The sequence below is a fragment of the Microcoleus sp. bin48.metabat.b7b8b9.023 genome (genome assembly GCF_013299185.1).
Lineage (GTDB): Bacteria > Cyanobacteriota > Cyanobacteriia > Cyanobacteriales > Microcoleaceae > Microcoleus.
Window position 1 is genome coordinate 96,591 of sequence record NZ_JAAFKG010000014.1, and the last position, 24,653, is coordinate 121,243.

The window sequence follows — 24,653 nt, forward strand, 5'->3', positions numbered from 1 at the left end:
AAGGCGGCTTAACGCAATCTGACAGCCGTCCCAACGGCAGTAATCAACAGCAAAGCCCCCGAAGAGTCTACATTAATCGTGCCGGTGTCAACTTCGACCCCGATAACGGCATTAGCACCCAGGCGCTGGGCCCGTTTTTCGAGTTCCGCGAGGGCATCTCGCTGTCCTTTGAGAAACACTTCCTCGTAACTGCCGGTGCGCCCGCCGATGATGTCGCGAATCCCCGCGAAAAAATCTCGCAGGGCGTTGGTGCCGTAGACAACCTCGGCAGTTACAATTCCCAAGTAAGATTGAATTTCTGCTCCTTGGATGATATCAGTTGTTGTTACAATCATCAGTTGGCCTCAAGTGCGAAAATTTTGAGTTGGTCGATTTCTGTAGGTTTACTACATCTCCCCGCTCAAAGATTCCAGGCAAACCCTAAGCTGTAAGCTTGTTAAGCTGACAGCAATTCGCTCTTTTAATCCACACACTCTTTGAAAAAAATGGCCGTCCACAAACAAAGTCTCTTGGTATTCAGTACACTTTTGGTAGCGGGATTCGCGATCGCAACGCCGCAGATAGCGCTCTCAGCAGACACACCAGAGGAAGTTCAACCTAAAAATAATGCAAATTTAGATAGTCTGCTGCGACAAGGACGCGAGTTGGTAGATTTAGGAGACTACAGCAAGGCGATCGCCATTTATCAACAAGCAGCCCGTTTAGATGCGGAAAACCCGCGCATTTTTTCCGGTATTGCTTATTTACAAGCGCGTCAGGGAAACTATCAAGCCTCAGTGGAATTTTACCAACAGGCGATCGGTCTGGAACCGAAAAATGCTGACTTTCAATACGCCTTAGGATATGCTATGGCGAACCTGCAAAACTATCCCGCAGCAGCAGCAGCTTACCGTCGCGCCGCCCAGCTCGATCGCAAAAATGTCAACGCCCGAATTGGACTCGGAGTGGTGCTGTTTCAGCAAAAAGATTACAGCGGTGCATTTAAAGCATACCAAGAGGCGATCGCCCTCGATCCGAAAAGTTGGCAAGCTTATTCTTCATTGGGTTTAGTATTGATCCAGCAGGGAAACTTTGCCAGTGCTGTCACCGTACTCAAACAAGCAGCCAAACTCGCTCCCAAACAAGCCAGCATTCAGTTAAAATTAGGTACTGCTTTGCTGCGTAGTGGCAACACTTCCGAAGGGCTAGCAGCTTTTGAAGAAGCGTCAAAACTAGAGCCGCGGAATCCCGAAGTACAGTTAGAAATTGGCGAACTTCTCAGATCTCAAAACGACTTAGAAGGAGCGATTTTAGCTTATAAGCGAGCGATTGACGTGCGACCGAATCTAGTGAGCGCATACGTGGCAATCGGAGAAATTCAACTAGAAAAACAAGATTTTTCAGGAGCAATTATCACTTTTCGGCGAGTGATCCAGCTCGATCCAGCCCGAGGAGAAGCTTATTACAACATGGGTCAAGCATTCAAAGCGCGCGATCGCAAATCCGACGCAATTCAAGCTTTTCAACAAGCCCTAGACACTTACCGCCAGCAAGGCAACAATGATGGCGCACAAAAAGCCGAGGCGGCGCTTAATGAACTGAAGTAATTAGTCAGTTGATAGTTGATAGTTGATAGTGTTTCTGATGGGTCAGAATCAACAATCCCCGATCGCGCGATACTCAGAAACCGGGTTTCTTCGGAAAATCTCGTGAAGAGGCGTAAATTCTCAGAGAAACCCGGTTTCTTGGACGCTTGCGCGTGGAACTCAGAAACCGGGTTTCTTGGATGCGCGTAGGTTCTTTCTATTCTTCAAAGGTTAAATGCTGGATTAATTTATCGCTAGTTAAATCTTCTAAAAAGTAACGATAAGCATCTGCTGACTGAAATTGCGATCGCACTCGATCTATTTTAGGCAAACTACCCTGGCGCAAATCAATATATAGCCTTTCTCAAAAAGATGAAGTATGGCTGACAGCTTACATAACCGCTGAAATCAAGAGGGCTCTCTTCCCAACAACGTCCGCGAATCTTTGTGAAAACCGCTATATTCTTGATAGCTAGAAAACTCCCAATCCTCGGCTTTTTTAACTATATTAGCACAAACTGGATTTAAGTGAATATAACGAGTTAGGTGTAATAAATACTCTTCTGTATCTACATGAAACATGAAACATGAACAATATCTGTTTGTCTATCAATATTCACCGCGCCACTCCTCTCGCCCCTACGCAGAATCATCGCATCAGAGCAAGAAGTCTGTTAATGCCATTCAAAAGTAACGAAAAATACAAAGGGACAAAATCCTACTCGCTGCCATTTGTAACTTTTAGGCTGTCTGGCAGTTGTGGCATTTCCTCATACTACCAGACAGGATAGAATGCTCGTTATTAGTGAGCGATGTAGGTAGGCAGAAAGTGAAGTATGTCGCGCAGAACGCTATATCCAGCCATGTCCCAAAGCAAATAAGCTAAGAAACCGATCATCGCTAAGCGACCGTTCCAAAGTTCTGCTTGTGGGTTTAAGCCAAACAAAAAGGCGTTCCGATCTTTGCCGTTGTAGGCATTAGCGGTAGGAGGTAAGTTAGTAGGACGAGTTTCCATGTTTTTACATTCCTTAACAATGTTTCGCCTATCATGGTAGCGACCTAATTTCTAGTTTGCTATCTGTCCATAGGTGCAAAATACATACAAGTCTAAAGGAGGATTTTGAGACCAAAATGACGTGTTAAATTTTGTTAAAAACCATTTTTTCAGCGATCGCCTGTATCGGTAGATAGTGACGTACCCGACATTGATGCTATGCATACAGTGCGGGCTTCCCGTTTCATCCGCCGTTGCCTCTACTATCCGAAGATAGTGTTGGTCTTACACCGCATCCAGAGGTTTTAGTCAATGCTTGAATCAATCAACACATTGCTACTGACTCTTTCACTATCCCGTGATAGTGACCGGGCAGACTCCCTGCGTCCCAAGGAGTTTAAGTTCTACTCGCACAACACACCATGGATTTACGGCAATTGCCAACCAGCTAGGCGTATTCCTTCCCCGAACTCTGGTCTTGCTGTGGCAAGCGTTTGACCGCTACTGTAGCCTGTCTGTTCGAGCAGTCGGGCGGGTCAACGACCATTGACAATATAGCGTGAAAACAATTCTCTGAGGGCATTTCAAGGTTTTCGACAATCCAGGAGGTTAACTGACTGTTTCCTCCATCTCCTGCGAGTCTGTTGGGCAACGCCCAATTCGTTCAGGGAGCGTCGTCAACAGCCCTGCTCTCATCCCGACGCTCATCTTTCAGATAGAGCGCGGGGCTTCCCGTGAGATAGCTAAAGACAACTGCAAGTTGAGATGGCTGCTGTGAAAAGCTTGCGAAGCCCGGCTGCGACAAACAACGGCCGTTGTGACTCGACAATACTGAAGCCGCGAGAAGCTACAGGAAAAAAAAGTGAGCCAATTTCAACCGCCAAACAGAACACGATCGCCCTTGAGTTAACTAAAATAGGAAATAGACAGAGCGCGAGGGAGAAACAGTTATCGAAACCATCTACGGCAATCTTCAGGGTCTCAAATCCAGCCAACTCAAACAACTCGAAAAGCTTTACCACCAGCGACTACCGGGCGATCGCATCACCACGGCAGAATTCGCACAGCGCGTCGCCGCCATCAGCACCGAAATCGACAAGCCAATCTGCACCTACATCAACCGTCGCGGACAAGTAATTCGCGTCGGCGTCGGTACGCCCCGCCAAACGCAGATTGCGCCCCTAGAATTGCCCCGCTACGGGGGAGGCCGCCTCAGTGGCATTCGCTGCATCGCCACCCACTTGAAGCCCGAAATCCCTAGCGAAGCAGCCATCACCGCCATGGCAATTCAGCGCCTCGACGCCCTGGTTTGGCTGACTCTGAGCGGCGGAGGATTTCAGCGCCGCGGCGGCGGTGCGACCGGTTACATCCAAGACACTTATCTGGTTCACCTCATACCCCAGGGAGACCGACCAAATTTTGAGTTCTCTGTGTTGAGCGCTAAGTTAGAACCAGCTTCAAGTAAAAGTGAGGAAATAGAAGAGCCTTTAATTCAAAACTCACCCATCAAAACTCAAAACTTTCCCTGGAAAATATCAGAACCACTGAGTTTGGACGACCTCGCAGACCAAGACTTTCTGGAGTTGGTGGAAGGACTCGAAGCAGATTTTCAAGCAGAATTTGTCGCCAAACAAGTAGATGCAGACCAAGACAAAGTGCTACTGGTTGGTGTGATGACTCAGCACATGACTCTGCTGGATTTTGAGGACGGACTCGCAGAAATCACGCGGCTGGTGGAAAGCGCCGGAGGTCAGGTATTGCAAACAGTGCGTCAAAAGCGATCGAACCCCCACCCGCAGACAGTCGTCGGCGAAGGCAAAATTCAAGAAATTTCCCTCACCGCTCAAACGATTAGCGCTAACCTCGTGGTATTCGATCGCGACTTGTCCCCCGCACAAATACGCAACTTGGAAATTCAGATTGGTATTCGTGTCGTCGATCGCACCGAGGTAATTCTCGATATCTTCGCCCAAAGAGCGCGATCGAGCGAAGGTAAATTGCAAGTAGAACTCGCTCAACTACAGTACAACCTGCCCCGCCTCACAGGTCGCGGTCAAGCACTGTCGAGACAGGGCGGCGGCATCGGTACCAGAGGCCCGGGGGAAACTAAACTCGAAACCGAACGGCGGACGATCGCCAAACGCATTTCTCGATTGCAGCAAGAAGTCAATCAACTCCTAGCCCACCGCTTCCGGCTGCGGCAGAACCGCCACCACCATGACGTACCCTCAGTGGCGATCGTCGGCTATACCAATGCAGGCAAATCGACTCTGCTCAACCTGCTCACAAATTCCGAGGTATACGCAGCCGACCAATTATTTGCTACCCTCGACCCCACCACCCGAAAACTGACGATTCCTGGTGCGCTCACCGGCGAACCGCTGTCGCTCGTCCTCACAGATACAGTGGGATTTATTCGCGAATTGCCCCTCTCATTGATCGACGCTTTTCGGGCTACCCTCGAAGAAGTTACAGATGCCGATGCTTTGCTGCACCTTGTCGATCTTTCGCATCCCGCGTGGCAGAGCCAAATTCGCTCCGTCATGAATATTTTGACAGATATGCCCGTAACTCCCGGGCCTGCCCTTGTAGTATTTAACAAAATCGATGCCGTAGATGGAGATACTCTTGCTCTCGCCCGAGAAGAGTTTCCTCAAGCCGTATTTATTTCGGCGGCCAAAGGTCTAGGCATGGAAAGCCTCCGCGATCGACTAGCCCAGCTCATTCAATACGCCCTCTACCCTCGGTAAATACTTAAATATTCCTTTTCAGTAGTTGACATTCGGGAATACACGTACATATACTGAGGACAGATCTCGTCGAAGCATGAGACTATAAAAGAATAGTCAGATTGTGGATTGCTAATTAGAATACATCAGAGCCACTTTGCGATCGGTTACATACTTAACTTCAGGAGGCGGCGCTCAAGGTTGATTAACAGTAAGACTTTTTCGGACATTTGCACGGACGATCGCTTACATTTGTCATAGGTCTTCGTATCATATAGAATGAATTTACCCACTCAGATGTAGGTGAAAAACCTTGGTAGTACGCAACCGCTATATCAATAAGTTGCCTCTACAGTATCAAAGCAAATAATCAGATTGGCTAATAGCGCTAAGCGATAACCAAGCTGAACGCAAGAATATAAGTGCTTGTAAAAATTTTTACGGGCATAGGTTGATACGCGCAAGGTTCGAGATCCGATCTCAACTTATGTATTTGTTAGCAAATGTGAGCAAAAAAGTATCGGTAAAAACTCTCTTTTAATAGCTGTAAGGGCTCTTGGCTCAGAGGTTGCCAGACGGTGCAAACCACCCTAGGCGACTAGGGTCAAATAAAATAAGACGACCAAAGTGTTTGGGCGATCGCCTCAAGCGCTATACTATCTATTACAGGCGTCCGGGAGAGAAAACATCAATTTATGGTAAGAACTCTAAAATCTATGCCCGCCGTGCAGCGCTAATCTCTAGCACTACTTCTATTCTCCGATTTTACCACTGTTTAACTAAATAGTTATGTGTACGCCACTGGCAAAACTAGCAATTGGACTCTCTGCCACAATGGCAACAGGGTTCTACTATCTAGCTGCCGCCCCTCCGGCTTCAGCAGCAGTCGATGTGTGCGGGCCCGGAAACTATTCAAGTGCCTGCGTCCCTGATAATTCCCTCAGCCCTCAATCACCAACACCCGTACCAGTCGAAGTACCGACATCACCAGCACCCGTGCGAGACGCGGTACCGGAAGCGCTGGTAGATCCAGCACCAGCACCGATACCGATCGTACAACCTGTAGTGCCGGAAGTGCCGGTAGTCCAATCACCAAGCCCCATAATAGTAGAGTCCGCAGTACCGGAACCACCGGTAGCCTCACCACCACCATCAACCCCGATACCGATATTACCCACGCCGGTCATACCACCGGTCATACCACCGGTATCACCATCACCATCGCCAGTTCCGCCGATACCGGTGCCATCGCCGAGATTGCCAAACTACATAAACCCCCCCGTCATTAGGAGAACAACTATCCCAGAACCGGGTACTGTGGTAGCACTCCTGCTGACAGGCGCAGGAATCATGTGTTCCGCCAGAAAACGAAACAAGCAGGTCGGTCAGCAACGGTAAGCAGGCCCAAGCTGCTGCTTGTTTTCAACATCTCTCCGTTTCTTGAAGCGCGAGTGTTTTTTTGTTTTTAGGTGAAATCATAAAAAATGTATAGATAATTACTTTACAGCTTGCAGGGTACACTTGGAGCAGAAGGAAGAAGAGTTTAGCGATCGAACGCCGTGAAGTCAAAAGCAAGAGATCGCATCGGGAAAGTACAATGCGAGAAATTCGTAACCGTCGGGCGCGGCTGCTATATATAAAAATTAAAATAAGATTAGTTAAGATTACAATAAAAAAATATTGTTATTGTGTGAGCGTCCGATGACACCTAAAGTAGAAATTTACACGTGGAGAACCTGCCCCTTTTGCATTCGTGCTAAAGCACTGCTGAAGCAAAAAGGGGTTGAATTTACAGAGTACGCGATCGACGGAGACGCAGCAGCACGCGATCGCATGACCGATAGAGCCAACGGAGGCCGCACCCTGCCCCAGATCTTCATTAACGACCAACACGTAGGCGGCTGCGACGATATCCACGCACTCGAGGCTCGAGGACTCCTAGATCCGCTCTTAGCAGAATAAAGTATTTGTCCTTGAATCTTCTATTTTGCCAGATTTTTCTACGACCATTTTTAAATTGTCACTCACCATGAAATTTGCATTCATCATCGATCCGCTCGATCGACTAATTCCAGGACATGATACCAGCGTAGCGCTGATGGAGGCAGCTCAAGAATTGGGTCACGAAGTGTGGGCGACTCAAGCCAACGAATTAAGCATCATTGGCGGCAAAACCTGGGCAATGTTGACTAGAGTAGCCCTCACCCCAGTCAAACAAGTAGAAGGGCGCTGGGAGGCGGCTGAGGCTTGGTATCAGGTGGAACAGCCTGCATTGGGCCCACTCGAAGCAATGGACGCAGTATTTATGCGTACCGATCCCCCAGTCAACGTTCCCTACCTCTACACGACTTATCTTCTAGACGGCATCGATCCCGCTAAAACTTTGGTAGTTAACAGTCCCAAAGGATTGCGAGCAGCTAATGAAAAGATGTATGCTTTGCAATTTGAAGGAGCGATCCCAGAAACAATTGTTTCTCAAAACAAGCAGGTAATTCGGCAATTTGTGGAGAAAAAGGGAGCGGCAGTTCTTAAACCATTGGGAGGCAAAGCTGGCGAGGGGATTTTGTTCTTGGAACCGGGCGATCGCAATCTCAACTCCATGGTTGAAATTAGCACTCAACAAGGCAAAATTCCAGTGATGGTGCAGACTTATCTGCCCGAAGCAAAAGACGGAGATAAACGCATCATCCTCTTGAACGGCAAGCCCATCGGCGCAGTCAATCGCATTCCCACCGGCAATGAATTTCGAGGCAACATGGCTGTCGGCGGCCGAGTCGCAAAAACAGAAATTACCGATCGCGAACATCAAATTTGCGCTCAGTTAGCACCCGTGCTGCAACGAGACGGACTGTACTTTGTCGGCATTGACATCATTGGTGGTTATCTCACCGAAGTTAATGTTACTAGCCCTACGGGAATCAGAGAAATCGATTTGTTTGATGAGGTGAGTTTGGGCAAACAAGTAATTGAATGGGTGGTTAGTCAGTTGACAGTTGACAGTTGACAGTTGATAGTTGTCAATTGTCAATTGTTATTTATAAGTAGTAGGGTGCGTCAGCTCTTTCTCGATACGGGAGCATCTCATTTTTGTAAAAAGCATTTTTTCTTTGAGTGCGAGCGTCCCCGCTCGCGTATTCTACAACTTGCGAGCGGGGACGCTCGCACTATAATAAATGCAAAACTGAGATGCTCCCTCTCGATACCCGCCTAAAAATCATGCTATGAGCTGACGCACCCTGCAATCTCTAACTATTTTTGCAAGAAGTCTAATAACGGAGAATTACTCATATGTCAATTATTTTTTTTGTAAAATAACAAAAAAAATCGCCTTTTTTTTAGGGTAAAAAGCTTGACTTTGAGCATTTGAAAAGGTATTATTTAATAATGGGAGTGGTGACCAAATTAAAATTTAAGTCACCACTCCCATTATTAAATAATAATATCCCGATAATCCCGAAAAATCAATAGGTAATAGTTACTTTTTTAGGACAAATTTTTTAACAAAATCACAAAAAAACTCGGTGCATTTCACAATATTGTCAGAAGTTCATATATTGGCAAGCTTGTGTGCGAGCAGAAAACATTGCACTCCGAAGCTTTATTATCTTAAAATGATCTGCGTTAATCTGCCTTCAATCTGCGGTTGATATCTCAATCAAAGACTGAATCCCCAATCCCAATCCCAATCCCCAATAATTAAATCATGTCAAAAATTGGCGTTGCAGTAGTCGGTACAGGTTTCGGTCAAAAAGTGCACCTGCCCGGATTCGAGACCCACCACCGGACAGAGGTTGTGGCTGTCTATCACCGAAATTTAGATTCATCTCAGGCGATCGCCACCGCCCACAACATCCCCTACGCTTGCAACTCGATCGCAGATATAGTAGCGATTCCAGAAGTAGCGGGCGTCAGCATTTCCACGCCGCCATTTTTGCATTTTGAAATGGCAAAAACAGTCCTAGAAGCAGGCAAACATTTATTATTAGAAAAACCGACAGCCCTGACAGCTAATGAAGCTAGGGAACTTTACCGATTAGCAAACAGCGAATCTCAAACCCAAGCAATTGCCACCATGGACTTTGAGTTTAGGTTCATTCCCGCATGGCAAATGCTAGCAGAATTATTAGCAGCAGGATATGTAGGAGAAAAGCGTTTAATTAAAATTGATTGGTTGGTGCCCGGCCGCGCTGATGCGACTCGCCCTTGGAATTGGTACGCACAAAAAGAGCGAGGCGGCGGAGTTTTGGGCGCGACAGGTTCCCACGTTTTTGATTATATTAGCTGGCTGTTCGGCCCCGTGCAGAGGCTTTCAGGGCAATTGATTACAGGAATTTCGGCGCGGCCGGATCCGAACGATTCGGGAAATTTAAAACCTGTTGATGCCGATGATTCTTGCACGTTGATGTTGGAATTGGCTGGGGGAACGCCTTGTCAAGTTTGTTTGAGTTCGGTTACTTATCAAGGGCGGGGACATTGGGTCGAAATTTACGGCAGTAAGGGTACTTTGGTGTTGGGGAGCGACAATCAGCAGGATTACGTCCACGGATTTCGCTTGTGGGGTTCCCAAGCTGGAGAACCTTTAGCTGAAATTAAGATTCCTCAGAGATTGGAGTTTCCTCAAGTTTATCCAGACGGGAGAATTGCACCGTTTATTCGGGTAGTAGACAGGTGGGTTGAAGCAATTGATGCGGGGAAATCTTTGATACCGTCTCTCAAAGAAGGAGTTTACTCGCAGTTGTTGATGGATTTGACCCAGGAGTCAAATGCTACGGGAACTTGGGTGGATGTACCGAATTTAGAGAAATTTTTGGGCGGTAGATAAGATTAAAAATTTACCAGAAAGAATTGGTTTAAAGTCGGAGCCCTTGTAGGGAGAAATTAAAAGAAGGCTATTCATTACTCCAATTCTCGGACTTCCAGCTAGAGGTAGCCCTCCGAAGTCAACTGTCAACTGTCAACTAAATGAAAAAGCAATCTCTCGTACTCGATCGCACCCCAAACCCGATAAACTACTAATAGAGAAACTCAATCGATCCCTTTATCCAGATTCGGTAGTTGTGAATGGCGCGCCCTGAAAGTCCTTGCCTCAGTATAGCGATCGCTCGCCTGAGAACCGCTGGGGCAAACCATTTTGCCACTTGGGTTCTACAAGCTCCCTATCCCAGTGGGTACGTTCACCACGACTGTATGTGGCCGCTGGCCCTGTCCCAATCTTGGAAAGCTTGGCAGGAAATGTTTTCCCCGTCAGGGACAATTCACGAATTGCCCCTAAATCCTGATGGCAGTTTCGTATCGCCAGAAAACAACCAGAATCTACTGGCAGAAACTGAAAAACGAACTGCTAAATCACTACAAATCCCTCCAATTATGCCCTCTGTGCCGCTCCACCTCAGTCAAGGGAGGTTGGTGGAGAGGGGCGAGCAGAATCCGCCACCGCCACCTCCTAGCTACAGCAGTCGCCTGATGCAGCATTTGGGGATCGATCTTTGGCAGTGGCTGTTTGAAGGGCCGATTCAGGGCAGTCTCCAGGAAAGTAAAGGTATCGCGATCGGGCAAAATCTACCCCTGCGAGTCCGCATAGACTTGCGCGAACCGTATTTGATTGCCCTACCTTGGGAAATTATGCAACCTCAAGCCGGTCAACCGGCCATTTCTCTGTCGCAGCAACTGCTTTTCAGCCGCACTACCAGCAATGTTGAGCCTTTACCGCCCCTGCATCCTGCCGATTCCCTCAACATTTTGCTGGTTTTGGGACAAGCAGAACCCGGCCGCAGTGCTAATTCTGAATTTTCTAGGGGCAATAATCGTCATTTGCAGTTGGAAGCAGAAGCAGTCGCCCTAGCCGGAGTTCTCGAAAGTGCTTTTCAAACCAACGACAGCGGTAAATATTTCGATATCAGTGTTTCGACTCGCGTCGATACTCTGATCGAACCTACTCCGGCGGAACTAATTTCTCGGCTGGAAACGCAAGCTTATAACATTCTGTTTTACGCCGGCCACGGGATACCTGGGCCTGACGGTGGCTTGCTGTTTTTGGGGCCGGACACGGCGATTAACGGTACTGAATTGGCTCAGGTTTTGGTTCGATGCCGGGTGACGCTGGCGGTGTTTAATGCCTGCTGGGGAGCTCAGCCGGCGGTGGAGAGGCTGCATTCAAATAACGGCCAGCAACAGGCGATCGCCCGCAGCAGTTTGGCTGAGGTGCTGATCCATCACGGGGTGCCGGCGGTGTTGGGGATGCGGGACTCGATCGCCGATCGCGAAGCCCTGAGTTTTATCCAAACTTTTGCCCAAGCTTTGGCCGGACGAATGTCGATCGATCGCGCCGTCGCCATCGCCAGACAGCAGCTACTGACACTGTACAAGTTCAATCAACCGGCTTGGACGTTGCCCGTACTGTATATGCACCCAGAGTTTGACGGTCAACTGACTGAACCGGTAGATGACCTAAAAACTGAATTGCCTTTGAATTCTTCTACTTGGCTGGGACGTTTGCCGTCTTGCGCTTACTTGCGGGGGCGCGATCGACCAAATGTCAAATCTAGCGAATCTGGCAATCAGGTTTGGCCCATTACCGCTGGTATGGTTCGAGTCGGACGCTGGGAAGAAAACGACGTAGTGATTCGAGAACAATGGGTTTCTCAAAAACACGCGGAGATTTTCTGCCGCAACAGCATCGGCGATCGCGGGGGCGAACCTAGCTACTTCCTGCGCGATTTTTCCCGCTACGGGACTCTAGTTTTGGGTACAGACGGATGGGTGAGAGTTCACCACCAAGAACTGCTGCTGCAATCGGGTACTCAGCTAAAATTTGGCAGTTCTCAAGGTCAGATTTTTGAATTCACTATTGAGGTTCCAAAAACTTCGGGCTACAGTGAGACTGATTGCGGAACTAATTAAGGTGCGGGTGTAGCTAATGAAGGCAATCGGCGATCGGGACACCAAAGTTCTCGACGCCCGTGTCTCAAGTCTGAAGTTAAAACAGTTACTCACCACTGGCAACTAGCACTTGGCAGAGTCCACCTTCTGTATTTTACTTGAACTACTTAGGTATTACATCATGGCTACCCAATCTCCTGATTCTCAATATTTTCGCGACTCACAAACTCAGGCGCAGATGGAACTTCTCACCACAATAGTTCAGACTGATGTTGCTTATCCTTGGAATCCTGCACAGCTTGAATCAGAATCTTATTTAACCGATCTAGAGCAAGAATTTGCCCTGTTTGATTCCTTCAGCGACAGCGATATAGCGGAGAAGTCGCAAGTTTTATTCGGACAACTAGAACAAATTTGGCTGGCGACTTCTCTACAAAAATCTTTGCGCGAAAAATTTGCTCGGGTTCCTCAAGATTTTCTAGCCTGCATCGCTCAAAGCGTCCAAAACGCAACTGTTAAGTATCAATCTTTAGCTGACCAAATGGTTGAGTGCGTGTTAGATATTTTGCCTCAGTGGGCTGAGGAAGATTTGCAGGTGTTGGCGCGTCCTTTGGCTTATGCGATGCGAGAGGCTGATTCGTCCGCAGTGGAAGTGGTGATGGAGACTAGAAGACCTTGGGCCCAATTGTCGGAAATAGAACAGGCGAGAGTTGGTTTGGCTGTCGCCCGCTATGCAATCTCGCAATTAGAAATTTCTGATTAGTTTTTGACGGCTAGTTTTTTATTCTGCGATCGGGGTAATTTTAAAAATTAATATAAAATCAATCTACCTTTAGTTAGATGTCACATTCGTCTAATTATTAGCCCCTAGGGATTGCTATCTCAAACGATAGCAATCCTATTTGATTTGTAGACATGATATTTTTTGGTTGAAATAACTGCAAAAAGTCGAAGAATGCTGGCAGTAAACAGGAAAAACCATCAGAAATGGGGCAAAAAATTTGGTTTATAGGGCAATACGGTTGACTTAAGAAGGATCTGACTTGCAAAAAAATCCTGTACTGCCTATAAAATCGTCAGATGAACTTCCCCAAAAAGTGTTAAGTAAACCGTATTGGTTTATAGGGAGGCACGTTTGTAGTGTGAACTTTAGTCCGCAGAATTTTATGAGCACGTGCATTCCGAAGATCGAACCAGGTTTGTAGTGAGGACTTTAGTCCGCAGAATTTTATGAGCACTAGCATTCCCATCGAACCAGGTTTGTAGTTGTGCGATCGCACACAATCTCAACAAGCTGTTGCTATACTTGGCCTGGACTGGATATTGCTGAGTAGTTTGCCATCAGCAAGCCAGTGAACTATCATAAAATTGTCAGAATGTTAAAAAATGTAAATATCGTCAGTGGGGTGTGTCGGAATTTTCAACGGGATTAAAAAGTGAACAGCAGGAAACCTTGACAGTTGCAGATACGATCGGGAATTGCAAATTTTATGAGAAATTCAAGATGTGACCTTCAAGACTTGAAACGCCACTTTTTTAGGTGGATTTCGCACGTACAGGTGGCAACGCTAGTCGTGTTGGGGGTAGTTGCTTTCGCAGGTGCGATCGCCGCAGCCTGGTTGAGCGGTGAAGGTACAGTCAGCGGTATTTTTGCCACAATCAATACTTGGCAGCAAAACCCGCCTGTATGGCTCCAAGTACCCGCGGCAAGCAAGATGTATTTGTTTGTACCGACTTTCGCCCTCGTCTCGGTTGCTTTAGCTGCGATGAAAATTTCGCCTCAACCACAGAAATGGTCGCGGGCTGTGGTAGTTGGCATAGTTTTGGCTTTAACCATTCGCTACGTTTTGTGGCGATCGCTAGTTACCCTAAATTTAAGCGATCCCCTCAACGGTATCTTTAGTTTGGGACTATTTTTCCTAGAAATGCTGATGGTTGTCAGCAGCAGCATTCAAATGTATTTAATGCTGAGAATGAAAGACAGGCATCGAGAAGCCGATCGCATGGCTGTTGCAGTTGCTGAGGGAAACTTTACTCCAACAGTAGATATTTTTATCCCAACTTACAACGAACCAATTTTTATTCTCCGGCGCACAGTCATCGGCTGTCAAGCTTTAGATTATCCTAACAAACAAGTATATTTGCTTGACGATACAAAGCGCCATGAAATCCAATTGTTAGCCAAAGAACTGGGATGCAAGTATATAACTAGACCAGATAACAGTCACGCCAAAGCTGGTAACATCAACCACGCCACAAGCCTAACAAATGGAGAACTCATTGTAGTTTTTGATGCCGACTTCATTCCCACTAAAAACTTTTTAACAAGAACAGTTGGCTTTTTTCAAAATCCAGAAATCGCCCTCGTGCAAACACCGCAAAGCTTTTACAACCACGATCCCATTGCCCGGAATTTAGGTTTAGAAAATGTGCTGGTGCCGGAAGAAGAAGTATTTTACAGGCAAATTGAAATCATCAAAGATAGTGCAGATAGCGTAGTTTGTGCTGGCACGTCTTTTGTAATGAGGCGCAGCGCGCTACAAACAGTGGGAGGCTTTGTCACAAATTCAATCTGCGAAGATTATTTTACCGGAATTCGGTTGTCAGCCACCGGGTATCGTTTAGTTTACTTAGATGAAAAATTGAGTGCTGGTTTGGCTGCTGAAAATATAGAAGCCCATCTAACTCAAAGATTGCGCTGGGCGCGAGGCACCCTTCAGGCATTTTTTATTGATTCCAATCCTTTAACGATTCGCGGCCTGAGATTCGTACAAAGGCTGTGTCACCTGGAAGGATTGCTGCACTGGTTTACCAGTTTAAGCAGGATTGTGTTTCTGTTGATGCCTTTAGCTTATGCGTTTCTTGGGGTACTTCCTTTGCGGACAAATGCGCGGGAATTAATCTACTTTTTCCTGCCTTACTATTTGGTGCAAGTTACTGTGTTTTCTTGGCTGAACCGCAAATCGCGATCGGCTTTGCTATCAGATGTTTACTCGTTCGTCCAGTGTATTCCTTTGGCGGTGACGGTGGTGAGTGCCATGCTCAATCCCTTTCAGAAAGGGTTTAAGGTGACGCCAAAAGGAATTGCGAGCGATCGCTTTAGTTTTAACTGGAATTTGGGATGGCCTTTGATTGTCTTGTTCGCAGCTACAGCATTCGGTTTGTTCCATAATTTAAGCATTCATTTAGTTAAACATACGGGCAGTTGGCGGGGAATACCAGCAAGTGCTGATTTGTTAAAAGGTGTGAGTGCGGGCTGGATTTGGAGCGTTTACAACCTGCTGATGCTGGGAATTGCGCTGCTAATCTTGGTGGATATTCCTAAGCCGGATATATACGAATGGTTCAATTTGCGGAGGGTGGTGCAGTTGAATGTGGGAGGTAAAAGTTTTTGGGGAATAACTACTGTAATTTCAGAAAGTGGCGCTGAAGTTGCTCTGACTGAACGGCCGAGTTTTGCGATCAAAGGTAAAGGGAGCAAACAGAGTTTTACCGCAGCAGAGATGTTACCCAAATATGCCGCTGAGACAAGTTTATCGCAGGGTAAAATCAGAGCGATCGCTCGCAGCGTAGCAGTCAAAGCGAAGATATCCGTAGCGCCGCCTGTGATGGAGTTGGACACCGAAGCTCGTTTTGATAACCATTTGATTGATTGCGACTCGGCGACTCTGGAAATTATGGAAGAGAAATGTTTGATTCCTGTGGCTAAGATTGAGTTGGTTAGCGATAAATCTCACTTGGAGTCGAGTTTTCGGGATGCAGCAGGGTGCAGTGTTGCGGAATTTCCGACTGTGCGAATTGCGTTCGATCGCCTAAACATGAGCCAACACCGCTGTTTGATCGAAATGCTGTACTGTCGCCCAGGGCAGTGGAAGCGCCAGGAAACGCCCGGAGAATGGCACTCGCTGTGGCTGTTGTTGAGAATTGCTTTCAAGCCGAGGGCTATTTTTGAGAGAAACAGGCCAGTTAGGGCGATCGCAGTTTCGCAAGTTTAGCCATATCTCGCTGTTAGATCCTGATTAAAATCTCACAGTATGAATATTGGGGTAACATGAAAGTTAGTTATTTTTCTCGAAATTACTCAATCCATGAAGCTCAACTCATTCTTGTTTTATAAAGCGGTTTTGGTGGCGAATTTGCTCCTAGCATCTGTCACCGCTTTAAGTGTTGGTGTTCAAGCCGAAACCAAAAACCCTCCTGAGAATTTTCGCTCTAAATGCAGTTTTTACGGACAGAATCAACGACAAGCACAAACAATAGGCTGCTCAGTGAAGCAGAATCCAAACAAAATTACAATTGTCTGGGATGATGGGTTCACAACTAATCTGGAGTTCTCAAAAGATGGTGTTTGGGAATCAATGCCATCTCGATCGAAAGCAGACATAACATTTTATGCAGGTAGTGGACAAGTATCTAGGGTTGAAATTAAGGAAGGCCCCGGTAAAGGTATTCTTGTTGTAAATCCTCTTTAAAATTAGGTTGAAAAACCCGGTTTTTCTCAAATATCGCGGATATATCCGGATAGATATTGATTCAAAAGCCGGGTTTTCACCTTGGTGTGTCAAGGACTGTTAGTATCAAACTCTCTCCTAAAATGATGGTGGCGGTTTTGGCGTCGGGGCGTAGGGTAAATTGGGGGTTTGCGGTGATGAAACTGGGAGATTTGGGCGGCTGCGGCCAGTCAGCCACCAAATACCTCCACCTACTAGGGCGATCGTAATTAACAGCGACAAAATGACCGCTGGAACTTTATTTTTTTGGGACATGACTTTAAAATTTTAGATTTCTGTCAATCTTATCTAGTAGAAATAATTCATTCACCCGATCGGTTACACCATTTCACTTACCCGAAACTGAGGGCAATTGTTCGCGAATCACTTCCCCTGTGCCAAAATCAGTAAACTGACGTATTTCCGGTTCATGGAATGCTAAAACAATATCTTCTTTAGGCACTCCCAATTCGACAAGTTGGTTGGCAATTCCGACTTCAGTACCGTCATGCTGAATCCAAATTTTTCCACCCTTGATGTCAAGATGTAGAATACAGCCAAAATCGCGTTTATTTCCACGCCAACCAACATACAGCAATTGATAATGATCTTGCTCGCTATCGAAAAGAGTTTGCACTTCATATTCTTGGGCGTTGTATTGTCTCGAAGCCCGCTCTCGCCGTTCTGAAAGTAGATGACGAATGTATTGCCGATATTGCTCTATAGCCATTGAACAATAGCCTCCTATTGTAACAGTTGACAGTTGACAGTTGACAGTTGACAGTTAACTGGACGTTAATGTTCCGATGCTAATAGATTTGGTATTACAACATTCCCAATAAAATGCAAATAGTTTACAAACCGGATATCGGCACAAATTCATAACCGTAACTGGTGCGATTTCCCGGTTTGACAATTACTAATTGCACTGCTCGATTGCGATCGCCCGAAGGTAAAAAGCGAATCGGCCCCGATGCTCCTGTTGCCGAAAAATCTGACGCCGATAAAGCTTGTTGAATGCCTGTGCGAGTCGGATTGCGCCCTAAACCGACAATTAGCGCGATCGCCGCATCGTAAGCTAAAGCTGTGCGCCAACTGACTTCAGCATTCCAAAGTTGTTTCGAGGTTTGGGGAAAGTTTGACTGCGGATCTGCGAGAATGTGCCAAGGAACTGCCAACACCATATCTGTGGCTCCTGCGCCACCAATTTGCAGTGTTTTAGCACTATAAGCGCCGTCTCCTGCTAGTAATGGCAGCCGTTTGGCGTTGACTTGCACTACTTGCAAAGCTTGGTCGATAGTGGACGAATTGGACGCTAACATAATCACTTCTGCTCCCTGGGCGATCGCACTTTTAACGCTTTCGGCAGCATTAAAATTCCCCTTAGCAAAGTCAAATTCCGATACTATTTGTCCGCCATCTCCGTAAACAGCAGTAGTAAATTCATCTTTTAAAGATTTGCTGTAACTGCTGGCAGAATTAAAAAATATAGCAACTTTTTGCTTTTGCAATTTTGTCAGCATATAACGGGAAAGAGCATTCGCCGCAAATCGATCGCTCGGCACTGTCCGAAATATATTGCTACCAACTCCTGAAAGCTGCACAGAGGTACTTGTCGGAGATATTGCTACTAATTGATTTTGCTGGTAAATCTTGCTCGCTGCTAGGGTTGTGTCCGAACCAAAATGCCCGATTACTCCTAATATTTCTGAGTTATTTGCGATCGCACTGGCAATTTGCGAGGCAATCTCTGGGTTGTTGTCGTCGTTAGCAATTACCACTTTTAATGGAGTCCCGTTAATGCCGCCGTTTTGGTTGATTTCATTTTGAGCTTGAGCGACTCCCCGCAGAATTTCTTGAGCAGCATTGATATCGGTGCCAATGGGAACCGCTGCGGCAATTGTGTAGGATTTTTGGTTGCCGATACGGGCGTTGTTGAGGTAAATTAGTGCTTCGGGATCGTTGCGATTAGCTTGCAGCGAAGCTTCTAAGTCAGAAATAGCGGCGTTGTAGTTGCCAGAGGCGATCGCTTCTACTGCTGCTTGTTTCTTTGTGCTTGCTTTTTCTGAAATTAACAATTTTTTCCCCGCACTCAGACGCTGCTGAATTTGCTGCTCTGACTGCAATGAATTCCCCGTGGAGGAGTTGGAAAATGTCTGATTTTCGGGTGATGAACCTCCAGGAATGCCGCCGCGGCTTGTCAGCCACCAAATGCCTGCACCGGCTAGGGCGATCGTAATTAATAGCGATAATACTAAAACAGCGGTTTCGTTTTTTTGGGACATGGCTGCACAATTTTAGATTTTAGGTTTAGGAAGTAAGGAAGAAGGAAGTTCGGCAACGGATGCAAGTAACGGATGTAACGGATAGAAGTCCGATGGAAGTCGGAAGAAGGAAGAAAGAGGGAAGAAGGCTATAACAGTTATGGGATCGAGTAACAATAAGGAAGAGGGAAGAGGCAGGAGGGAGAAAAACCAATCTAATTATATTTTGACATTTTTTTTAATAATCTTAGATAGTCATAGAGGCACGGGTACCGAGCAACGGGGTTTGATGGACGAAAATACACTGGTTGCAGCCAGCCGAAATAGTAAAAAAACTAAGGTGATGAGGCCTTGTCCGTGCGATCGCCAACGGCTATGATTATTTAACCAGAATCGATCGAAAAATACCAAAAACCAGGCTGAGGGTTTTCTGCTGTATCCTGTGACTTTCAAAAAGTGTGAGGACCTAAACACTTTTGAACGCTAGATATCACATTTTTTTATTAATAAGCTATTTCTTAATTATATCTTTATTTTTTAACAAAAACCCGACAGTGCGGGAGTTATCAACCATCACGGATGGTGCTGAAAGATTAAAGTTTTTTGAAGTTTAGCAAAAATCCTGAAATCTTTTGTAATATAAACAGGAAAGTTGAAAAAAATCTAAAGACAAACTAATTGCATAAAAGTGTCGCTAAGGTAGTAAAGATGACGGTTTGTCAGAGAAAAAGAGTGTTAAGCTCGGCTAAGCTCAGCCCAAGCAAAACCGCAATATTTAATTAAGTTCGATCGATAACAAAGGCTAAGGTAAAGTTCATGGCAAACTCAGTTTTAAATAAGCCAAACGCAGCAGCAGGAGTGCAGTGGCAGCCAAAAGATATTATCCGCGGCCTAGTGTGGAAAATTGCGATCGCAACCTGGCTGTTGATGGCAGTAGGCAGCGCCACGCGCGTGATGAATGCGGGGCTCGCTTGCCCCGACTGGCCGCTGTGCTACGGTCAATTAATACCCGCAGCGCAAATGAATTTGCAGGTATTTCTGGAGTGGTTCCACCGTTTGGATGCAGCAGCAATTGGCTTAAGCGCGATCGCCCTTTTAGCACTTTCTGTCTTCTACCGCAGCCGCCTGCCGACCTGGCTGCCCCTGGCCAGCGCCGGCGCAGTATTTTTAATAGTTTTTCAGGGCATATTGGGCGGCCTCACCGTGACGCAACTGCTGCGATTTGACATCGTTACCGCTCACTTGGGAGCAGCTTTACTGTTTTTTTGCGCCCTGCTAGCGATCGGTTTTATGCTGACTCCCTACGAAGCTACAGGCAATACAGGCAAATTAGCCTGGGTAAGTTCGATCGCAGCACTGCTAGTTTATCTCCAAAGTCTGCTCGGAGCATTAGTCGGCTCTAGATGGGCGCTGCATCAATGTTTTGGTTCGTCAGAATTGTGTTCGGTAATGAACAGCCACATCATCGGCATCGTACCCGCTACCGCAGCAACTTTAGCAGTATCAGTGATGGCTTGGCGGCAACCATCACTCCATTCAAACTTGCGAAAATTAGGGAATTTAGCGAGTCTTTGTCTGATTGCTCAATTAGTTTTGGGATTGGCAACTTTCCGGCTGCACCTTCAGGTAGAACCGCTGACAGTCGCCCACCAAGCAGTCGGCGCAGCCTTGCTGGGAACTCTGCTAGCTTTTAGTGTTTTGTCGTGGCGCGATCGGGTTTTATCAACTTGAAATAGACGTGTTGATTGATTCGGCGGTTGAAACCGCTACTACTACACAAACGAAGTCCGCTGGAAATAGACGTGTTGATTGATTCGGCGGTTGAAACCGCTACTACACAAACGAAGTCCGCCTCCGCGGACTGAATGACCAATGAAAACTAACAACTAATAATTAATCACAAATGCAAGAAGTTCTTACAAACAATAGCCCTCGCCTCCACGAAAACTTTTCGCAAGTCGTGAAAAGTTACTACCAACTTACAAAGCCGAGAATTATTTTACTGCTGCTAATCACCACATCAGCCGGAATGTGGATGGCCGCCAAAGGAGAAGTCGATCCACTATTGTTGGTGTCAACTATCGCGGGAGGCGCTTTAGCTTCCGCTGCCGCTAATACTATTAATTGTGTCTACGACAGCGACATCGATTATATTATGGAGCGCACCCGCTGGCGGCCGATTCCTTCCGGGCGGGTTAAGAAGCGGGATGCTTTGATATTTGCGATCGCCCTAGCGACAATCTCCTTTACATTACTGACAGTTGTTGCCAACTTATTAGCAGCATTGCTAGCCATGTCTGGCATCGTTTTCTACGTCCTAATTTACACCCATTGGCTGAAGCGCCACAGCGTGCAGAACATCGTCATCGGCGGTGCAGCAGGGGCGATTCCGCCGCTAGTTGGCTGGGCTGCGGTGACGGGAGATTTGAGTTGGGGTGCGTGGCTGCTGTTTGGGATTATCTTCCTATGGACACCGCCGCATTTTTGGGCTTTAGCAATGATGATTCGCGAGGAATACAAGGAAGTCGGCGTCCCGATGTTGCCGGTAATTGAGGGCGACGAAGAGACAGCCCGCCAAATTTGGATTTACACGTTATTGATGCTTCCAGCAACTTTGCTGTTTGTTTATCCGCTGAATTTGGCGGGCCCGGTGTATGCTGGTACGGCGATTTTCCTGGGTGCGATTTTTGCCCAAAAGGCTTGGTTGCTGTTGCAGACTCCAGAGGATAAGAACGTTGCGCGATCGCTCTTTAAATACTCTATTCTGTATCTGATGCTATTGTGCGCTGGAATCGTGGTTGATAGTTTGCCCGCAACTCACAACTTTACTACTGCTGTTGTCCACAACGTGCACACTTTCATTAGTGCTGTTGTGATGTAGCAATCTGTTAAATTGCAATTATCAAAATGAAGCCCGCACCTTGCGGGTTTTGTTTATGGTAAAATAGCAGTAGTCATTCTCCAATCTGCGTAAATTTGGGTAAATCTGCTTTAATCGGCGGTTAAAAAAAAAGTGAATAAAAGTATAAAATCCAAAGTGTAGGAAAGTTTTGATGACTGAGAATACAGTGAAAGTAGATATCTCATTTCAATCATTGCTGGAAGCTATTTCGTCACTGGGAATTTCTGAAAGATACAAGATTTGGGAATTTTTGGAAGCTGAATTATTCGCGAATGAGGACGATTCTCCAGAAGACATTGCCGAAATTGAAGCAGCCCGTGCTGACTACAAAGCTGGAGATTACACAACTTTCGATCGATATATGGCCGGGCGGGCAAATAAATCGATATGACTTACACTATCCTTGATGAACCTTTAAAGACAGTGACAGTTAATTTTAAAATCTTAACTATACTCATAATAGATGAGAACCATAGAGAGGCGAACTGGTTATGAACTGGAAAGCACACATTCACTCAAATCCTAAAATTCTGCTTGGCAAGCCTGTAATTAAGGGGACACGAATATCAGTGGAGTTTGTTCTAGGGTTGTTTTCAGAAGGTTGGACTGAGCAACAAGTTCTAGAAAACTACCCAACGCTTAATCCTAAATCTATCCACGCAGTATTTGCTTTCGCTGCGGAATGCCTCAAAGAAGACGTATTTTACACACATTTACTCTTTGCTGAGGCAAGTTAATAATGAAAGTTAAATACGATGCAGAAGCAGACATTCTGATTTTTATCTTCCGTGATGCGTTTCCAGCCAATGCTATTTCTGAACCGGGAGGCGTGATTGTCAGTTATGACGAAAATGACGAACCCGTTAGTATCGAATTTCTTAATGCTTCTAAACGTCAACTGTTTAATCCTCAAGAACTTATGCTAACGATCGCAACGTAAGTAGATGCGCTCGATCGAAATGTCAGGATAATATTGTCAGCTCAATAAGTGAGGGTACTATGGAAGTGGCGATCGCATAATTATATAGCGGTGTGAATTTCGAGCGATAAATGAAGTAAGCTAGAGAGAAAGGTTTCAAACAATTTTCACCAATGCCAGCATCCGTTGCTTATCTGTTTGACAGAATCACAGTAAACCCAAGACAATGTGGCGGTCGTCCCTGCATCCAGGGAATGCGGATTCGAGTTATCGATATTCTAGAGTTGCTAGCTGCGGGTGAGCAAATTTTTGAGTTTCTGGAATAATTGCCAGACTTGGAACTTGAGGATCTCAAAGCTGCGATTCTCTATGCAGTCCGCAAACTCGACCATCCCGTTTTAGCCGCATGACTATTTGGTTGAATGCTCATCTATCACCAGCAATTGCTGTGTGGATTACTGTCACCTTTGGTGAAATACATTAGCGATGTGACAATTTCTTTGATTTAATGCCATTATTAAATAAAAAAGATGATTCTTAAGCGTACCTTGTTGACAAATATATGTCCCAACGACCAATAGTTCTTGTAACTGGTGCAAGTAGAAGTATTGGCATTGGTTCATCGATTGCCAAAGAATTAGCACAATCGGGCTGGGATGTTGCTTTGACCTATTGGCAGCCATATGATGTGTCAATGCCTTGGGGCAGCGATCCAAGAGAGGTTCAGTTACTTCGCAACGAAGTTGAGAGCTTCGGTGTGCGCTCCACAGCAATCGAGGTCGATTTGTCCTTAGCAGATTCTGCTTTACAGATATTCGAGATTATTGAGCGTGATTTGGGATCTGTTACAGCAATGGTCATGTCCCATTGCCACTCAGTGGATAGTGACATTCTGTCCACTTCACTGGAGAGCTTTGACTTGCATTTTGCTATCAATGCCCGTGCAACCTGGTTATTGGTGAAAGAGTTTGGTAAACAGTTCCAAGGAGAATTCGGAACTGGGCGGATTATTGCGATTACCAGCGATCATACGGCTGGCAATCTTCCCTATGGTGCTAGTAAGGGTGCCATGGATCGAATCGTGCTTGCTTCGGCTCAGGAATTCAGATCGTTGGGCATCACAGCAAACGTGATTAATCCAGGCGCAACTGATACTGGCTGGATGTCCGCAGTCCTCAAAGCTGATATGCAATCTAGAACTCTGTTGAATCGTGTCGGTATGCCGCAAGACTGTGCAAATCTGGTCAAATTTCTGTGTTCCAAAGAAGGAGGATGGATCAATGGACAACTGCTGTACAGTAATGGTGGTTTTCAGTAACCGTTGAGAACGAGAGGTTTTTAGACTTCTGCTTGCGGAAATTGAATATCCGATCGCAGCAACGATCGCCATTTCGATCGCCAGTTTTCAAGGGCACAGAAGCATTAGGTTTCGTAGATTGCAAACCAGGACGCGGGCAGTAAAACCGAGAAGAGGTGTAAAAGCTTACGGTATACTTCGTTAACGCACCCTACAAGAGCCACGTTAAGCTAAAAACAGATAACAGAGAGCCAACCTACGCACAAGGTTAATATCAATGATTGCGATCGCCCAAAAAACCCTTTCCTTCGAGGAATTTCTCAACTGGGATGACGGTTCCGGTAGGTCATTCGAGCTAGTCAATGGAGTTGCCATGCCCCTGAGCGAACCCACAGCCAAACATGAGGATGTCGTCGATGGGCTATGTCGTCTCTTAGTAGAGCATTGCCAATCCTTGAACCTTCCCTACGTTCCTCGACAAAATAAAGGCGTTGCTGAATCAAGGTATGAATGCTCCAGGAATGGGAATATCGTCAAACTTCAAGTAATGTATTAATAATTTAATAGAATGCTTGAGCATTTCCTCACATTTAGAATAACAAAGAGTCTTGCGA

The 24,653-nt window shown here is 46.2% G+C and carries 23 protein-coding genes and 1 pseudogene; 18 read left to right on the forward strand and 6 right to left on the reverse strand.

The genetic code is table 11. The features are described from left to right. Positions 1-8: 8 nt before the first annotated feature. A complete protein-coding gene (locus QZW82_RS10970) occupies positions 9-335 on the reverse strand; it encodes a YbjQ family protein (RefSeq protein ID WP_172184303.1) in 327 nt (108 codons plus the stop codon). Positions 336-485: 150 nt separating this feature from the next. Here QZW82_RS10970 and QZW82_RS10975 point away from each other — a divergent pair, with 150 nt between their 5' ends. Next, positions 486-1,586, forward strand: a complete 1,101-nt coding sequence (locus QZW82_RS10975; RefSeq protein ID WP_293147921.1) for a tetratricopeptide repeat protein — start codon at positions 486-488, stop codon at positions 1,584-1,586. A 781-nt stretch (positions 1,587-2,367) separates the two neighbouring features. Here the strand turns inward: QZW82_RS10975 and QZW82_RS10980 are convergent. Both QZW82_RS10980 and QZW82_RS10985 read right to left on the reverse strand, forming a co-directional pair. Then, complete coding sequence (locus QZW82_RS10980; protein WP_293147923.1) at positions 2,368-2,580, reverse strand: chlorophyll a/b-binding protein; 213 nt, start codon at positions 2,578-2,580, stop codon at positions 2,368-2,370. 427 nt (positions 2,581-3,007) lie between these two features. After that, complete coding sequence (locus QZW82_RS10985; RefSeq protein WP_293147232.1) at positions 3,008-3,211, reverse strand: hypothetical protein; 204 nt, start codon at positions 3,209-3,211, stop codon at positions 3,008-3,010. Between the two features lie 451 nt (positions 3,212-3,662). Here QZW82_RS10985 and hflX point away from each other — a divergent pair, with 451 nt between their 5' ends. The 9 genes from hflX to QZW82_RS11030 all read left to right on the forward strand — a co-directional run bounded on the left by hflX (position 3,663) and on the right by QZW82_RS11030 (position 16,639). Continuing rightward, entirely contained in the window at positions 3,663-5,309 is a 1,647-nt protein-coding gene (gene hflX, locus QZW82_RS10990; protein ID WP_363318869.1) for a GTPase HflX, read from the forward strand. Positions 5,310-6,077: 768 nt separating this feature from the next. Beyond that, positions 6,078-6,686, forward strand: coding sequence for a PEP-CTERM sorting domain-containing protein (locus QZW82_RS10995; RefSeq protein WP_293147927.1), 609 nt, complete (start codon positions 6,078-6,080; stop codon positions 6,684-6,686). 303 nt (positions 6,687-6,989) lie between these two features. Continuing rightward, a complete protein-coding gene (gene grxC, locus QZW82_RS11000; RefSeq protein WP_293147929.1) occupies positions 6,990-7,250 on the forward strand; it encodes a glutaredoxin 3 in 261 nt (86 codons plus the stop codon). A 67-nt stretch (positions 7,251-7,317) separates the two neighbouring features. Next, a complete protein-coding gene (gene gshB / locus QZW82_RS11005; RefSeq protein WP_293147931.1) occupies positions 7,318-8,292 on the forward strand; it encodes a glutathione synthase in 975 nt (324 codons plus the stop codon). Between the two features lie 699 nt (positions 8,293-8,991). Next, positions 8,992-10,110, forward strand: a complete 1,119-nt coding sequence (locus QZW82_RS11010) for a Gfo/Idh/MocA family oxidoreductase (RefSeq protein ID WP_293147933.1) — start codon at positions 8,992-8,994, stop codon at positions 10,108-10,110. Between the two features lie 239 nt (positions 10,111-10,349). Next, positions 10,350-12,188, forward strand: coding sequence for a CHAT domain-containing protein (locus QZW82_RS11015; RefSeq protein ID WP_293147935.1), 1,839 nt, complete (start codon positions 10,350-10,352; stop codon positions 12,186-12,188). Between the two features lie 160 nt (positions 12,189-12,348). Further along, positions 12,349-12,930 (forward strand): hypothetical protein, encoded by a 582-nt coding sequence (locus QZW82_RS11020; RefSeq protein WP_293147937.1) that lies wholly within the window; start codon positions 12,349-12,351, stop codon positions 12,928-12,930. A gap of 727 nt (positions 12,931-13,657) precedes the next feature. Next, a complete protein-coding gene (locus tag QZW82_RS11025; RefSeq protein WP_293147939.1) occupies positions 13,658-16,162 on the forward strand; it encodes a glycosyltransferase in 2,505 nt (834 codons plus the stop codon). A 93-nt stretch (positions 16,163-16,255) separates the two neighbouring features. Beyond that, the gene (locus QZW82_RS11030) at positions 16,256-16,639 is read left to right on the forward strand and encodes a hypothetical protein (protein WP_293147941.1); all 384 of its coding nucleotides are present in this window, start codon (positions 16,256-16,258) and stop codon (positions 16,637-16,639) included. A gap of 117 nt (positions 16,640-16,756) precedes the next feature. Here QZW82_RS11030 and QZW82_RS11035 read toward each other — a convergent pair whose 3' ends face one another. The 3 genes from QZW82_RS11035 to QZW82_RS11045 form a co-directional block, all read right to left on the reverse strand. Further along, a complete protein-coding gene (locus tag QZW82_RS11035) occupies positions 16,757-16,933 on the reverse strand; it encodes a hypothetical protein (protein ID WP_293147943.1) in 177 nt (58 codons plus the stop codon). Between the two features lie 73 nt (positions 16,934-17,006). Beyond that, on the reverse strand, positions 17,007-17,387 hold the full coding sequence (locus tag QZW82_RS11040; RefSeq protein WP_293147945.1) for a XisI protein: 381 nt from the start codon (positions 17,385-17,387) through the stop codon (positions 17,007-17,009). 124 nt (positions 17,388-17,511) lie between these two features. Beyond that, the gene (locus QZW82_RS11045) at positions 17,512-18,942 is read right to left on the reverse strand and encodes an ABC transporter substrate-binding protein (protein ID WP_293147947.1); all 1,431 of its coding nucleotides are present in this window, start codon (positions 18,940-18,942) and stop codon (positions 17,512-17,514) included. Positions 18,943-19,737: 795 nt separating this feature from the next. Between QZW82_RS11045 and QZW82_RS11050 the strand changes: the two genes are divergently transcribed. The 8 genes and pseudogenes from QZW82_RS11050 (at position 19,738) to QZW82_RS11085 (ending at position 24,595) form a co-directional block, all read left to right on the forward strand. Beyond that, the gene (locus QZW82_RS11050) at positions 19,738-20,652 is read left to right on the forward strand and encodes a heme A synthase (RefSeq protein ID WP_293147949.1); all 915 of its coding nucleotides are present in this window, start codon (positions 19,738-19,740) and stop codon (positions 20,650-20,652) included. Positions 20,653-20,824: 172 nt separating this feature from the next. After that, a complete protein-coding gene (locus QZW82_RS11055; RefSeq protein ID WP_293147951.1) occupies positions 20,825-21,802 on the forward strand; it encodes a heme o synthase in 978 nt (325 codons plus the stop codon). Positions 21,803-21,974: 172 nt separating this feature from the next. Beyond that, positions 21,975-22,214 carry a hypothetical protein gene (locus tag QZW82_RS11060; RefSeq protein WP_293147953.1) on the forward strand — a complete coding sequence of 80 codons (240 nt, stop codon included), beginning with the start codon at positions 21,975-21,977 and terminating at the stop codon, positions 22,212-22,214. 100 nt (positions 22,215-22,314) lie between these two features. Continuing rightward, positions 22,315-22,560 carry a DUF433 domain-containing protein gene (locus QZW82_RS11065; RefSeq protein WP_293147955.1) on the forward strand — a complete coding sequence of 82 codons (246 nt, stop codon included), beginning with the start codon at positions 22,315-22,317 and terminating at the stop codon, positions 22,558-22,560. Between the two features lie 2 nt (positions 22,561-22,562). Then, positions 22,563-22,763, forward strand: coding sequence for a DUF2283 domain-containing protein (locus QZW82_RS11070; protein ID WP_293147957.1), 201 nt, complete (start codon positions 22,563-22,565; stop codon positions 22,761-22,763). Positions 22,764-22,915: 152 nt separating this feature from the next. After that, positions 22,916-23,152, forward strand: a pseudogene (locus QZW82_RS11075) (DUF433 domain-containing protein). A 152-nt stretch (positions 23,153-23,304) separates the two neighbouring features. Then, positions 23,305-24,060, forward strand: a complete 756-nt coding sequence (locus QZW82_RS11080; RefSeq protein ID WP_293147959.1) for an SDR family oxidoreductase — start codon at positions 23,305-23,307, stop codon at positions 24,058-24,060. A 256-nt stretch (positions 24,061-24,316) separates the two neighbouring features. Further along, positions 24,317-24,595, forward strand: coding sequence for a hypothetical protein (locus tag QZW82_RS11085; RefSeq protein ID WP_366665003.1), 279 nt, complete (start codon positions 24,317-24,319; stop codon positions 24,593-24,595). Positions 24,596-24,653 lie beyond the last annotated feature (58 nt).

Coding starts and splice junctions, on each gene's coding strand:
- QZW82_RS10970 (WP_172184303.1), bottom strand. CDS start 335: ATGATTGTAACAACAACTGATATCATCCAAGGAGCAGAAATTCAATCT.
- QZW82_RS10975 (WP_293147921.1), top strand. CDS start 486: ATGGCCGTCCACAAACAAAGTCTCTTGGTATTCAGTACACTTTTGGTA.
- QZW82_RS10980 (WP_293147923.1), bottom strand. CDS start 2,580: ATGGAAACTCGTCCTACTAACTTACCTCCTACCGCTAATGCCTACAAC.
- QZW82_RS10995 (WP_293147927.1), top strand. CDS start 6,078: ATGTGTACGCCACTGGCAAAACTAGCAATTGGACTCTCTGCCACAATG.
- grxC (WP_293147929.1), top strand. CDS start 6,990: ATGACACCTAAAGTAGAAATTTACACGTGGAGAACCTGCCCCTTTTGC.
- gshB (WP_293147931.1), top strand. CDS start 7,318: ATGAAATTTGCATTCATCATCGATCCGCTCGATCGACTAATTCCAGGA.
- QZW82_RS11010 (WP_293147933.1), top strand. CDS start 8,992: ATGTCAAAAATTGGCGTTGCAGTAGTCGGTACAGGTTTCGGTCAAAAA.
- QZW82_RS11015 (WP_293147935.1), top strand. CDS start 10,350: ATGGCGCGCCCTGAAAGTCCTTGCCTCAGTATAGCGATCGCTCGCCTG.
- QZW82_RS11020 (WP_293147937.1), top strand. CDS start 12,349: ATGGCTACCCAATCTCCTGATTCTCAATATTTTCGCGACTCACAAACT.
- QZW82_RS11025 (WP_293147939.1), top strand. CDS start 13,658: ATGAGAAATTCAAGATGTGACCTTCAAGACTTGAAACGCCACTTTTTT.
- QZW82_RS11030 (WP_293147941.1), top strand. CDS start 16,256: ATGAAGCTCAACTCATTCTTGTTTTATAAAGCGGTTTTGGTGGCGAAT.
- QZW82_RS11035 (WP_293147943.1), bottom strand. CDS start 16,933: ATGTCCCAAAAAAATAAAGTTCCAGCGGTCATTTTGTCGCTGTTAATT.
- QZW82_RS11040 (WP_293147945.1), bottom strand. CDS start 17,387: ATGGCTATAGAGCAATATCGGCAATACATTCGTCATCTACTTTCAGAA.
- QZW82_RS11045 (WP_293147947.1), bottom strand. CDS start 18,942: ATGTCCCAAAAAAACGAAACCGCTGTTTTAGTATTATCGCTATTAATT.
- QZW82_RS11050 (WP_293147949.1), top strand. CDS start 19,738: ATGGCAAACTCAGTTTTAAATAAGCCAAACGCAGCAGCAGGAGTGCAG.
- QZW82_RS11055 (WP_293147951.1), top strand. CDS start 20,825: ATGCAAGAAGTTCTTACAAACAATAGCCCTCGCCTCCACGAAAACTTT.
- QZW82_RS11060 (WP_293147953.1), top strand. CDS start 21,975: ATGACTGAGAATACAGTGAAAGTAGATATCTCATTTCAATCATTGCTG.
- QZW82_RS11065 (WP_293147955.1), top strand. CDS start 22,315: ATGAACTGGAAAGCACACATTCACTCAAATCCTAAAATTCTGCTTGGC.
- QZW82_RS11070 (WP_293147957.1), top strand. CDS start 22,563: ATGAAAGTTAAATACGATGCAGAAGCAGACATTCTGATTTTTATCTTC.
- QZW82_RS11080 (WP_293147959.1), top strand. CDS start 23,305: ATGTCCCAACGACCAATAGTTCTTGTAACTGGTGCAAGTAGAAGTATT.
- QZW82_RS11085 (WP_366665003.1), top strand. CDS start 24,317: ATGATTGCGATCGCCCAAAAAACCCTTTCCTTCGAGGAATTTCTCAAC.